The organism is Streptomyces sp. NPDC006450 (genome assembly GCF_040612195.1).
GTDB lineage: Bacteria > Actinomycetota > Actinomycetes > Streptomycetales > Streptomycetaceae > Streptomyces.
Map to the genome: position 1 here is coordinate 1 of NZ_JBEXPT010000083.1, position 11873 is coordinate 11873.

The window sequence follows — 11873 nt, forward strand, 5'->3', positions numbered from 1 at the left end:
CCGGGGCCGGCACCTCCGTCGGCACCCCTGCCGACCCACGGCCGGCCGGGTGACGTCCGGAGCCGGCCCGGCATGCGCGAAGGCCCCCGCACCGAGGAGGACAGGTCCGGGTGGGACAGACCCCCGTCCTTTCCCACCCCTCCACCCGTCCACTCCACGGAGTCGGGTTCCGGCCAACGCGTGCCGAGCCTATGAGGGCTCCGCTCGGCCGAGTGTGCATTGCGCGCAGGGACCGTTGACAATCCGCGCAGCAGGTTTGACGGCCGGCTAGGCCGTCTCGCCCGCCGCGGTCTCCTCCGTCGCCGCGCGGCGGAACTCGCTGGGACTGGCCCCGTACGTATCGCGGAACAGCCGGCTGAACACCGAGGCGTTGGTGAATCCCCAGCGCAGGGCCACGGTGTGGACGGGGACGGCCTGCTGCCCGGGATCGGCGAGGTCCTCGCGGCAGCGCTCCAGACGGCGCCGGCGGATCGTGGCCGCGACGCTCTCCCCGCGCTCCCGGAAGAGCAGCTGGAGCCGGCGCAGCGACATGCTGTGCCGGGCCGCGACCGCGGAAGGGCTGAGTTCGGGATCGCCGAGGTTGTGCCCGATGAAGGTGTCGATCCGCGCCAGCAGCGCCCGGGTCCGGCTCTCCTCGGACAGCTCGTCCTGGGCGCCGATCCGATCGGCGAGGCAGGCGCCGGCCAGGTCGAGCGCGACGGAGCCCAGCTGCTCCAGCTCGGCGGGCGCGCACTCCTCCCCGTGCGCGGCCAGGGAGCGCATGTACTGCGCGAGGATCGCCCCCATGCCCCGGTCGGCGGGGATCCGCTCGGCGAGCACCCGGTCCACCCGGTCCGATCGCAGCGGGAGCGCGGTGCGGGGGAGCGAGAGGATCACGGCCCGGACCGGCTCCGTGCCCGGGACGCCCGACTCGAAGGGGTGCGAGGTGTCCCACAGCACCAGGTCCCCCGAGAAGGGCCCCGAGTCGTGCCGGTTCTGCGCGATCCACATGGACCCGCTGGTCACCAGCCCCAACTGGTACTGCTCGGGGTCGCTGCTGCGGACGTGCGCCGCCGTGCGCCGGGCGCGCAGCGGGGCGTAGCCGAACTGTGAGACCTGCACGCAGCCCAGGTCCAGCACGGCGGCCTCCGCCTGGAAGTCCCCCGCGTGCTCACTCCTGATCGAGGTCGACACCAACTGCTGCGCCACCACGTCGGAAAACCAATCGAACCGGTCCGCTGCCGGTACGGCAGCGGACGAAATCACCGACCACACCAAAGGTTCTCCGGCCTGAGGAGACAAGGAGTCACGAAAGCAACGGGGTCACGACGTCACGACGTCACGACGTCACGACGTCACGACGTCACGACGTCACGGGGTCACGGAGAAGTTGGCCAGGATGGCCTCGGCCAGCGCCGGGTCGCCCTCGATCTTCACCCGGTCGGCGACGGCGTGCGCACGCACCCGGCCTGCCGCGAGGCGTACGTACGTCTCCCAGTCCAGGGTCAGCGTCACCGCGGGCCCCAGCGAGGGGGCCTTGTCGATGGTGCCGCGGCCCTCCGCGTCGACCCGTACGGTCCGCATGAACTCCAGCGCCCCGTGCACGTCGATGACGACGGCCGAGTTCGCGGGCGCGCCCGCCTTCTTCGCGACGACCTTCGGCAGCCCGGAGAGCAGGACGTCCCGGGCCACGTAGGCCCCCGGCGAGTCCCAGTTTCCCGGGGCCCCCAGGGCCGCCCGCAGGTCCTGCTCGTGGATCCACACGTCGAACGCGCGCAGCCGCAGCGAGTGCTCCAGGGTGGCCGGCTCGCCCAGCGGGCCGCGGATCACCGTGTCCGGGTCCCGCTTCTCGTTCCGAAGCTGCCGGGAGCGGCGGATGATCGTGTACTCCAGCTCGGAGGTCATCTCGGGTGCGGTGTGGTGCCGCCGCACGTCGACCTGTACTTCCATGTACCGGGAGAACTCGTCGACCACGTGCCGCAGGTCCCGCGGCAGGGTGTGGATCGGCCGCGGGTCGCCCAGCTGCTCGCACTCGATGCCGATGACGTGGGAGACGACATCGCGCACGGACCAGTTCGGGCAGGGCGTCGCCCGGCTCCACTCGCCTTCCGTCAGCGGAAGGACCAGCTCGGATATCGCCTCGATGGAGTGGGTCCACGCGTCGGCATAGGGCTGAAGGCTGGGATGCGGATGGACGGTCAACGGGACCCCTCGCGTGCTGTTCATTGGCGCGTTGGCGCATTGGCGCGTTCTGGAAGCTTGTGCAATGGCTTCAAAACTACGCTGCCGGTGAGCACCCCGGCAGTGCTTTCGTGTGACGATCGTAGGCCCGAGTTGACGGCTTGAAAGCCAGGACGGTGGTACTGTGCGCGCTTCCCTGATCCAAATCGCGGTGAATGAGGGGGAGTCGGTGGTTTCCCGCCGCTCCCGGGCTGCTGACCTCGTGCGCGAACAGTCCGGCTCGGACCTCGTCGTCCTGCCGGAACTGTGGACCGTGGGCGCCTTCGCCTACGAGCAGTTCGAGACGGAGGCCGAGCCGCTGGACGGACCGACCTACGGGGTCATGGCCGCGGCGGCCCGCGATGCCGGGGTCTGGCTGCACGCCGGCTCCTTCGTGGAGCGCGCGGGCGACGGCTCGCTCTACAACACCGCGCTCGTCCTCTCTCCCACGGGCGAGCTCGCCGCCACGTACCGCAAGATCCACCGCTTCGGCTTCGACCAGGGCGAGGCCGTCCTGATGTCCGCGGGCGAGTCGCTGACCACGGTCGCCCTTCCGGAGCAGACCCTCGGTCTCGCCACCTGCTACGACCTGCGCTTCCCGGAGCTGTTCCGCGGCCTGGTCGACGCCGGGGCGACGACGCTGGTCGTCTCGGCGGGCTGGCCGGCCCGCCGCCGGGGCCACTGGACGCTGCTGAACCGGGCCCGCGCCGTCGAGGACCAGGCGTACGTCCTCGCGTGCGGGACGGCGGGCACCAACGGGGGCGTGGAACAGGCCGGCCACAGCCTGGTCGTGGACCCGTGGGGCGAGGTCCTCGCGGAGGCGGGCCCGGCGGAGGAGGTCCTGACGGTGGACCTCGACCCGAAGAAGGTCGCCGAGACCCGCGAGCAGTTCCCGGCCCTGAAGGACCGCCGCCTGCAGCTCGGCGGCGCGTAGCGGCCCTCGCCCCGGGGGACTGCCTAGTCGTCTCCGGGGCCGTCCCGCTCCTTCTCCGCCATCCGCACGACGCACACCGCGACCGCGATCAGCAGCGAGGCGTCGGCGTCCTCGCGGACCACGTCGACGGCATACGTCTCGCGGATCCGGTACCACTGGCGGGAGATCAGCGCGAGGAGTTCCCCCTCGTACTCGACCTTGAACTCCCGGTCCAGGATCCGCCCGCTGACATCGAGCTCGGTGCCCTCGTTGAGCACCACCGTGTAGTGGTTGCGCAGCAGCGAGAACCGCTTCTTGCGGATCACCGCGAGCCGCCGCTCGTCGCGTTCCAGCGTCATCGCGTCGCGCAGGGCGAAGAGCTTCTCCCGCAGGGTGATGAGGATGCGCCCGTCGGGATCCTTCAACTCCAGGGTGTCCCGGAACCGCAGGGCCTTCCCGTCCACGAGGTAGGCGTGCCGCCCGTCCTCGTCCTCGATCCAGTAGTCGTCCCCGATGGCCAGCATTTTGTCCCGTACCAGGTATTTCACGCCCTCATCGCTGCCCGGGATAGGTTCGGGTCATGCCACTCCTCTACGTGACCGACCTGGCCTACCCGGCGCGCGGCCGCCGCTACGGCGACGAGGACGTCTTCCTCACCGCACGCCTGCGCGAGCACTTCCCCCTGGCCCTGTGCCACCCCCTGGACGCGCAGGCCCTGCTCCCGGCCTTCGACACGGTCGTCGTCCGCAACAGCGGCCCGGTCATCCACCACCAGCCGGCCTACGACTCCTTCCGCGCGGCCGCCCTCGCCGCGGGCACCCGCGTCTACAACCCCCTGACGGGCCGCGGCGACATGGCGGGCAAGCAGTACCTCGTCGACCTGACGGCGTCCGGCCACCCGGTCATCCCCACCGTCGACGACCCGGCGCACCTGCACCTCCTCCCCCCGTCCCCCTCGTACGCGGTGAAGCCGAAGCAGGGCGCGGACTCGATAGGCCTCACCTTCACCCCGCACCCGGACTGCGCTCCGGGGGAGTTCCTGATCCAGCCGCGCATCGACTTCGCGTACGAGGTGTCCTTCTACTTCGTCGACGACACCTTCCAGTACGCCCTGTACGCGCCCGACCCCGACCGCCGCTGGGAACTGATCCCCTACGACCCCACCCCGGCGGACCTGTCCTTCGCCCGCACCTTCATCGCCTGGAACACCCTCACCCACGGCATCCAGCGCGTGGACGCCTGCCGCGCCCCCTCGGGCGACCTCCTCCTGGTGGAGCTGGAGGACCTCAACCCGTACCTCTCCCTGGACCTCCTCCCGCCCGAGGTCCAGGACGCCTTCGTCACGGCCCTGGTCCGCTCCCTGCGCAGCTTCGGAGCCTGAGGTCAGGCGCTGTGCCGCCGCCGTGCCACGTAGCGGAGCAGGGCCCAGATCGCCGCGGCGTTGATCAGGGCGCCGACCAGGATCGCGGCGTGGAAGCCGAGGCCGGCCCATGCGTCGAGCTTGTCGCTCACGGAGGTGTCCGGCGGTACCCAGTCCGCGGGGAGCGGGTCCGACGGGTCGGGGTAGTCGATGGGCGGCCGGCTGGGCGGCTGCGCACCGTAGTACTCGGGCCCCTCGGCCGGGGCCGGGGCGTCCAGGGCGTCCGCCGCCGGTCCGAAGGCGCCCAGCAGCAGGAGGCTGACGGGCGCGGTGGCCAGGATCGGCCAGACCCCGAAGAACCCGATGTCACCGGTCCGGCTGCCGACCTCGACGTAGACCAGCATGGCGACGACCAGCGCCAGGTATCCACCGGGCACCCACATCTCGGGCTTCGACCAGCGCCGCACCATCACGTTCCCCGTTCTGCTTTCCACGTTCCGCTTCGTTCGTCCTGCGGCCAGTGTCGAAGCTGCCGGGGCCGGCCACCTGAGTACGGCTACTCATCCCGAGCTGTGCCGTACGCGTGTGATCCGGCGTTCATACCTGGGTGGCAAGCTTGAAGCATGAACGATGCTGCCCCGGCGCCCACCCCCGCGCCCGCACCCCGTCGCGCCCGAGTCCGTGCCCCCGAGCTGATCGGCAAGGGCGGCTGGCTCAACACCGGCGGGAAGGATCTGACCCTCGCTGACCTGCGGGGGCGGATCGTCATTGCCGATTTCTGGACCTTTTGCTGTGTGAACTGCCTGCACGTGCTCGACGAGCTGCGCGAGCTGGAGGAGACGCACCGCGACACCGTCGTGATCGTCGGGGTGCACTCGCCGAAGTTCGTGCACGAGGCCGAGCACTCCGCCGTCGTCGACGCCGTCGAGCGGTACGGGGTGCACCACCCGGTGCTCGACGACCCCGAGCTCGCGACCTGGAAGCAGTACGCCGTCCGCGCCTGGCCCACGCTCGTGGTGATCGACCCCGAGGGGTACGTCGTCGCGCAGCACGCCGGGGAGGGGCACGCGCACGCCCTCGCGAAGCTCGTCGAGGAGCTGGAGGCCGAGCACGAGGCCAAGGGGACCCTGCGGCGCGGCGACGGGCCGTACGTGGCGCCCGAGCCGGTGGCGGGGGACCTGCGGTTCCCGGGGAAGGCGCTCGTGCTGCCCTCCGGGAACCTGCTCGTCTCCGATACGACCCGCCACCAGCTCGTGGAGCTGGCTCCCGACGGGGAGAGTGTCGTACGGCGCATCGGCGGCGGGAAGCGCGGCTTCGGGGCGGACTCCTTCAGCGAGCCCCAGGGGCTGGCGCTGCTGCCCGACGGGTCCGTGGTCGTCGCCGACACCGTCAATCACGCGCTGCGGCGCTTCGACCCCGCGACCGGGGCCGTGGAGACCGTCGCCGGGACCGGCCGGCAGTGGTGGCAGGGGTCCCCTGCCTCGGGGCCGTCCCTCGAAGTCGACCTGTCCTCCCCGTGGGACGTGGCCTGGTGGAAGGGCCGGGTGTGGATCGCCATGGCCGGCGTCCACCAGTTGTGGACCTGGGACCCCGAGAGCGACACCGTGGCCGTCGCGGCCGGGACGACCAACGAGGGGCTGCACGACGGGCCGGCCGCCGAGGCCTGGTTCGCGCAGCCGTCCGGGCTCGCGACGACGGAGGACCGGCTGTGGATCGCCGACTCGGAGACCAGCGCCCTGAGGTACGTCCACCAGGACGGTGACGGGTACGCGATCACCACCGCCGTCGGCAGCGGGCTCTTCGACTTCGGCCACCGGGACGGCGACGCCGCCCAGGCGCTGCTGCAGCACCCCCTCGGCGTCACCGCGCTGCCCGACGGGTCGGTCGCTGTGTGCGACACGTACAACCACGCCCTGCGCCGGTACGACCCCGCCACCGGGCAGGTCACCACCCTCGCCACCGATCTGCGCGAGCCCAGCGACGCCGTGCTGGTCGGGGACGACATCGTGGTCGTGGAGTCCGCCCGGCACCGGCTGACCCGGCTGCGCCTTCCCGAGGAGGCCGTACGGGTCGACGCGGTCGCCCATCGCACGCAGCGGGCCGCCACCGAGGTGGCCCCGGGCACGCTCCGCCTCGACATCGTCTTCCAGGCCCCGAGCGGCCAGAAGCTCGACACCCGCTACGGGCCCTCCACCCGCCTGCTGGTCTCCTCGACCCCGCCCGAGCTGCTGACGGCGGGGGAGGGAGCCGGGACCGACCTGTTCCGGGAACTCGCACTGAACCCGGAGCTGACCGGGGGCGTCCTGCACGTCTCCGCGATGGCCGCCTCCTGCGACGACGACCCCGCGAACGAGTACCCCGCCTGCCACGTCCACCAGCAGGACTGGGGGGTGCCGGTGAGCATCACCCCGGGCGGCGCGACCCGCCTGCCCCTGGTACTGGCCGGGATGGACGGCTGAGCCGGAAAGCCACCGTGCCCGCCGGGGGGATCTCCCCCCGGCGGGCACGGTCATGACGGTGCGGTGGCGCGGGCTCAGTTCTCCAGGAACGCCAGCATGACGTTGGCCAGGAGGTACGGGTCGTCCGCGCCGCACAGTTCGCGGGCGCTGTGCATCGACAGGATGGCCACGCCGATGTCCACGGTCTGGATGCCGTGGCGGGCGGCGGTGATCGGGCCGATCGTCGTGCCGCACGGCATCGAGTTGTTGGAGACGAAGGTCTGCCACGGGACGCCGGCGCGCTCGCAGGCGTTCACGAACACGGCGCGGCCGCTGCCGTCGGTCGCGTAGCGCTGGTTGACGTTGACCTTCAGGATCGGGCCGCCGTTGGCGCGCGGGTGGTGCGAGGGGTCGTGCCGCTCCGCGTAGTTGGGGTGCACGGCGTGGCCGGTGTCCGAGGAGAGGCAGATCGCGCCGGCGAAGGCCCGCGCGCGGTCCTCGTAGGAGCCGCCGCGCGAGAAGACAGAACGTTCCAGCACGTTGCCCAGCAGGGGCCCGTCCGCGCCGGTGTCCGACTGGGAGCCGTTCTCCTCGTGGTCGAAGGCGGCCAGGACGGGGATGTGCTCCAGGGTGCCCGCGGTGGAGGCCGCGACGAGGGCCGCGACGCCCGCGTGGACCGACAGCAGGTTGTCCATGCGCGGGCCCGCGAGCAGCTCGCGGTCGCGGCCCAGGTAGGCCGGGGGCTCGATCGAATGGACCATCAGGTCCCAGCCGGCGACGGAGCCGCGCTCGAGGTCTTCCTCGTCCTCCAGGAAGGCGATCAGGTCGCCCTCGTGGACGTCGCCGAGGCCCCAGATCGGCTGCATGTGCCGCTGCTTGTCCAGCTTGAGCCCGTCGGTGTTCACCGACCGGTCCAGGTGCACGGCGAGTTGGGGTACGCGCATCAGCGCACGGTCGATGTTGACGAGCCGTTCGGTGCCGTCGAGCAGCGTCAACCGCCCGGCCAGGCCCAGGTCGCGGTCGAGCCAGGTGTTGAGCAGGGTGCCGCCGTAGATCTCCACGGCGATCTGCCGCCAGCCCTGGGCGCCGGTGTCGGGCAGCGGCTTGACCCGGAGGTTGGGGGAGTCGGTGTGCGCGCCGATGATCCTGAACGGCGTGTGTGCGGAGGCGCCTTCGGGCACGAACCAGGCGATGATCGCGCCCCCGCGGAGGACGAACTTGCCTCCCGTGCTCGCGTCCCAAGCGTCGGTCTCGGCCAACTGCCTGAATCCGGCCTTCTCCAGCCGCTCGGCCGCGTTGGCCACGGCGTGGTACTGGGACGGACTCGCCGCCAGGAAGGTCATCAGGTCGTCGGTGTGGCCGCGGTCGAAGCGGGCGGCGGGAGAGCTCATGTAGTTCACCTTAACGACGGTCGTGTTCGTCATGGCCGGACTGCGGCGGATGGCCGGAGGAAGGGCCGCGGGGGGTGTGTCCCGGGACCCCGGTGCTTGTCAGCCCGGCGGACGCTCGAAGCGGCGCTGCAACTGTCTGCGCTCGCCCCGGCGGATGCGCGGGAGCATTTCCGGGGTCTGCGCGGAACGCTGCGCGCGCCTCTTGCGTCCGGCGCAGAAGATACAGGCCTCACCGGGCGGGGCGTCGGGATCGATGGGTGCACCGGGGTGCTCGGAGCAGCCGGAGGCGTTGCGCGGCCGGGACAGCTCGCGCGCCACGATGAAGGCGCGGTGCAGGTCGTCGGCCATCGCGACGAAGTCGTCGGGGGGCGAGGACAGGCTCAGGTGGAAGCGCCGGTCCTCGACCGTGCGCAGGCAGCCGTGCAGCGCCTGGAGGGTGTACGGGGGCTCGGGCACGGGGTATCCGAGCCGGCGCTGCTCCGCGGCGGGCGGGGCGGCGGACGCGGCCCGGGCGCCCTGTGCGCGCAGTCCGAGGCGGCGCCGGTCGTTGCAGATCAGGCAGCGCCCCCAGCCGTCGGGCGCCTCGGGGTCCAGGGCGCCGTTGGGGTGCTCCGGACAGCCGGTGTAGCTCTTGGCGGGCGCGAGCCCGGCGGCGGTCTGGAAGGCGGTGTAGAGGGCGTCGGCCACCGATTCGTACTCGGTGGGGTGGGCGCCCTCGTAGAGCTCCTTGAGGTGGTCTCCGAGGCTGCCCACGGCGGACTGCAGCTCCTTGAGGGCATAGGGCCGCCCGGTCGGGACCGAGTACCCCCTGCTGCCGCGCTGCTGCTCCTGTGGACTCATACCCACGAGCGTCCCATGAACCACCGACATCCCGGGAACCCCGCAGCCCACAGGCGGTACGGGGCCCTGGAGGGACCGTGGGTGCACGCCGACGGCCGGGCCCCCCGTGCGGAGGGCCCGGCCGTCTGCGCGTACGTACACCGCGTACAGCTGGGGGAGGGAGGTCTCGGGACCGAGGGGCCTAGAAGGCGGCCTCGTCGAGCTCCATCAGGGTGTTGTCGACGGCCTCGGCGAGCGCGCGGGCCACCGAGACGCCGGGCAGGATCTGGGAGGCGAAGAACTTCGCCGCCGCGATCTTGCCGGTGTAGAACGGGACGTCCTTGGCGGAGGCGGTCGGCAGCTTCTCGGCGGCCACGGCCGCGCCCTTGAGGAGCAGGTAGCCGACGACCACGTCACCGGAAGCCATCAGCAGCCGGGTGGTGTTCTGGCCGACCTTGTAGATGTTCTTGACGTCCTCGCCGGTGGCGGTGAGGTCGACGATCATCTGGCCGACTATGGCCTCCAGGTCGACGGCCGCCTTGGCGAGCGCGTCGCGGGCCGGGGCGAGGTCCTCGCCGCCGGGGCCCTCGGCCAGGAACTTCTTCATCGTCTCGGAGAGGACGTTGAGGGAAGCACCCTGGTCGCGGACGATCTTCCGGAAGAAGAAGTCCTGGCCCTGGATGGCCGTGGTGCCCTCGTAGAGGGTGTCGATCTTGGCGTCGCGGATGTACTGCTCGATCGGGTATTCCTGCAGGTAGCCCGAGCCGCCGAAGGTCTGGAGCGACTGCGCGAGCTGCTCGTAGGACTTCTCCGAGCCGTAGCCCTTCACGATCGGCAGGAGCAGGTCGTTGAGGCCCACGAGGGCGGCGGTGTCCTCACCGGCGGCCTGCTTGAGCTGGATCTCGTCCTGGATCGAGGCGGTGTACAGGACCAGGGCGCGCATGCCCTCGGCGTACGCCTTCTGCGTCATGAGCGAGCGGCGCACGTCGGGGTGGTGCGTGATGGTGACCTTGGGGGCCGCCTTGTCCATGAACTCGGCCAGGTCCGGGCCCTGCACGCGCTCCTTGGCGTACTCCAGCGCGTTCAGGTAGCCGGTCGACAGGGTCGCGATGGCCTTCGTGCCGACCATCATGCGGGCGAACTCGATGATCATGAACATCTGGCGGATGCCGTCGTGCTTGTCACCGATCAGCCAGCCCTTGGCGGGGTGCTGGTCGCCGAAGGTCATCTCGCACGTGTTGGAGGCCTTGAGGCCCATCTTGTGCTCGACGTTCGTCGCGTAGACGCCGTTGCGCTCGCCCAGCTCGCCGGTCTCCCAGTCGAAGTGGAACTTCGGGACCAGGAAGAGGGAGAGGCCCTTCGTGCCCGGGCCGTGGCCCTCGGGGCGCGCGAGGACGTAGTGGAGGATGTTCTCCTCCATGTCGTGCTCGCCGGAGGTGATGAAGCGCTTCACGCCCTCGATGTGCCAGGAGCCGTCGTCCTGCTGGACCGCCTTGGTGCGGCCGGCGCCGACGTCCGAGCCGGCGTCCGGCTCGGTGAGGACCATGGTGGAGCCCCAGCGCTTCTCGACGGCGAGCGCCGCGATCTTCTTCTGGACCTCGTTGCCCTCTTCGAAGAGGACGCCGGCGAACGCCGGGCCGGAGGAGTACATCCACACGGCCGGGTTCGCGCCCAGGATCGTCTCGGCGAAGGCCCAGATCAGGGAGCGGGGCGAGGTGGTGCCGCCGATCTCCTCGGGCAGGCCCAGACGCCAGTACTCGGAGTCCATGAAGGCCTTGTAGCTCTTCTTGAAGGACGCCGGGACGGGCGCGGTGTTCGTCGTCGGGTCGAAGACCGGCGGGTTGCGGTCCGCGTCCTCGAAGGAGGCGGCCAGCTCGTTCTCGGAGAGCTTGGCGATCTCGCTGAGGATGGTCTTGGCGGTCTCGGTGTCCATCTCACCGAACGGCCCGGTGCCGTACACGTTGTCGCGGCCGAGCACCTCGAAGAGGTTGAACTCGATGTCGCGGAGATTCGACTTGTAGTGCCCCATGGCGACGGCTCCGTTAAGGCTCGGTGAGAGTGGTTCGTCGTGCATACCAATCGGTAACGTAATGATGCTACCCACCGGTAATAACGGCAACCCTTCCACGGTGAGTGTGACCAGGGTCAAGTTCGAGCTCACACCAGACGGTCTTGCTCCCAGGTCCCCGGACGACTCCCCATTGCAGTGCCAGCGCGTCGAGCAGGGCTAGACCGCGCCCGGATTCCGCGTCTCCCGAGGCTTCCCGCAGTACGGGCCGTGCGTGCGGGTCGGGGTCGGTGAGCTCGACCCGCGTACGGGCTGCCCTTCCGGTGATCCGCAGCGTGACGGGCGTGCCTTCGCCGAGGTGGGCGAGGGCGTTGGTGAGCAGCTCGCTCACGCAGAGCTCGGCGTCGGGGGAGGCCCCGGGCCCCAGGTGCTCCCGCACGGCGTGGCGGGCCAGGGGGACGGCCCCGGGGGTGGCCAGGAGGTGGAGCGTGAGGCTGCTCACGGGGTGGCCAGGGCGTCGGCCAGTCGCTGCGCGGTGGCGGGGTTGCAGTTGCCGAGGGCGATGAGGGGTGGGCTCGCGTACCGCCCGGCGTAGGAGAGGAGGTGGAGGTCGAGGGAGGGGAGCGTGATTCCGTGCGCGGAGAGGGCGGCGCGGAGGTTGTCCAGGGCCTGGGTCGCCTCGTGGTCGTGGGGGTGGTCGCTCATGGCGGAGCCTTTCGCATTGTCGACTGTGTGTGACGAACTC

12 protein-coding genes are annotated in these 11873 nt (G+C 71.1%); 3 read left to right on the top strand and 9 right to left on the bottom strand.

The features are described 5' to 3' along the window. Nucleotides 1–267: 267 nt before the first annotated feature. A complete protein-coding gene (locus tag ABZY57_RS22585; RefSeq protein WP_356514614.1) occupies nt 268–1191 on the bottom strand; it encodes a helix-turn-helix domain-containing protein in 924 nt (307 codons plus the stop codon). A gap of 159 nt (nt 1192–1350) precedes the next feature. Beyond that, on the bottom strand, nt 1351–2181 hold the full coding sequence (locus ABZY57_RS22590) for a maleylpyruvate isomerase family mycothiol-dependent enzyme (RefSeq protein ID WP_356514615.1): 831 nt from the start codon (nt 2179–2181) through the stop codon (nt 1351–1353). A gap of 163 nt (nt 2182–2344) precedes the next feature. Between ABZY57_RS22590 and ABZY57_RS22595 the strand changes: the two genes are divergently transcribed. Next, the gene (locus ABZY57_RS22595; RefSeq protein ID WP_356514617.1) at nt 2345–3133 is read left to right on the top strand and encodes a carbon-nitrogen family hydrolase; all 789 of its coding nucleotides are present in this window, start codon (nt 2345–2347) and stop codon (nt 3131–3133) included. A gap of 23 nt (nt 3134–3156) precedes the next feature. Here ABZY57_RS22595 and ABZY57_RS22600 read toward each other — a convergent pair whose 3' ends face one another. After that, complete coding sequence (locus ABZY57_RS22600) at nt 3157–3660, bottom strand: LURP-one-related family protein (protein WP_356514619.1); 504 nt, start codon at nt 3658–3660, stop codon at nt 3157–3159. Between the two features lie 32 nt (nt 3661–3692). Here ABZY57_RS22600 and ABZY57_RS22605 point away from each other — a divergent pair, with 32 nt between their 5' ends. After that, nucleotides 3693–4493 carry a hypothetical protein gene (locus ABZY57_RS22605; RefSeq protein ID WP_356514621.1) on the top strand — a complete coding sequence of 267 codons (801 nt, stop codon included), beginning with the start codon at nt 3693–3695 and terminating at the stop codon, nt 4491–4493. Nucleotides 4494–4495: 2 nt separating this feature from the next. On the opposite strand, the gene ABZY57_RS22610 is transcribed toward ABZY57_RS22605, so the two are convergent. Beyond that, entirely contained in the window at nt 4496–4966 is a 471-nt protein-coding gene (locus ABZY57_RS22610; RefSeq protein WP_356514623.1) for a hypothetical protein, read from the bottom strand. Nucleotides 4967–5095: 129 nt separating this feature from the next. On the opposite strand from ABZY57_RS22610, the gene ABZY57_RS22615 reads away from it, so the two are divergent. Then, entirely contained in the window at nt 5096–6931 is a 1836-nt protein-coding gene (locus ABZY57_RS22615) for an NHL domain-containing thioredoxin family protein (protein WP_356514625.1), read from the top strand. A 74-nt stretch (nt 6932–7005) separates the two neighbouring features. Here the strand turns inward: ABZY57_RS22615 and ABZY57_RS22620 are convergent, their stop codons facing one another. The 5 genes from ABZY57_RS22620 to ABZY57_RS22640 form a co-directional block, all read right to left on the bottom strand. Further along, complete coding sequence (locus tag ABZY57_RS22620; protein ID WP_356514627.1) at nt 7006–8301, bottom strand: M18 family aminopeptidase; 1296 nt, start codon at nt 8299–8301, stop codon at nt 7006–7008. 99 nt (nt 8302–8400) lie between these two features. Next, nucleotides 8401–9141: a hypothetical protein gene (locus tag ABZY57_RS22625; RefSeq protein WP_356514629.1), complete on the bottom strand. Its 741-nt coding sequence runs from the start codon at nt 9139–9141 to the stop codon at nt 8401–8403. Between the two features lie 181 nt (nt 9142–9322). Then, a complete protein-coding gene (locus ABZY57_RS22630; RefSeq protein WP_356514630.1) occupies nt 9323–11149 on the bottom strand; it encodes an acyl-CoA dehydrogenase in 1827 nt (608 codons plus the stop codon). Nucleotides 11150–11216: 67 nt separating this feature from the next. After that, complete coding sequence (locus ABZY57_RS22635) at nt 11217–11630, bottom strand: ATP-binding protein (RefSeq protein WP_356514632.1); 414 nt, start codon at nt 11628–11630, stop codon at nt 11217–11219. Then, nucleotides 11627–11833 carry a hypothetical protein gene (locus tag ABZY57_RS22640; protein WP_356514634.1) on the bottom strand — a complete coding sequence of 69 codons (207 nt, stop codon included), beginning with the start codon at nt 11831–11833 and terminating at the stop codon, nt 11627–11629. Before ABZY57_RS22640 ends, ABZY57_RS22635 begins: the two co-directional genes overlap by 4 nt. Nucleotides 11834–11873: the final 40 nt, after the last annotated feature.

Coding starts and splice junctions, on each gene's coding strand:
- ABZY57_RS22605 (WP_356514621.1), top strand. CDS start 3,693: ATGCCACTCCTCTACGTGACCGACCTGGCCTACCCGGCGCGCGGCCGC.
- ABZY57_RS22625 (WP_356514629.1), bottom strand. CDS start 9,141: ATGAGTCCACAGGAGCAGCAGCGCGGCAGCAGGGGGTACTCGGTCCCG.
- ABZY57_RS22640 (WP_356514634.1), bottom strand. CDS start 11,833: ATGAGCGACCACCCCCACGACCACGAGGCGACCCAGGCCCTGGACAAC.
- ABZY57_RS22615 (WP_356514625.1), top strand. CDS start 5,096: ATGAACGATGCTGCCCCGGCGCCCACCCCCGCGCCCGCACCCCGTCGC.
- ABZY57_RS22630 (WP_356514630.1), bottom strand. CDS start 11,149: ATGGGGCACTACAAGTCGAATCTCCGCGACATCGAGTTCAACCTCTTC.
- ABZY57_RS22620 (WP_356514627.1), bottom strand. CDS start 8,301: ATGAGCTCTCCCGCCGCCCGCTTCGACCGCGGCCACACCGACGACCTG.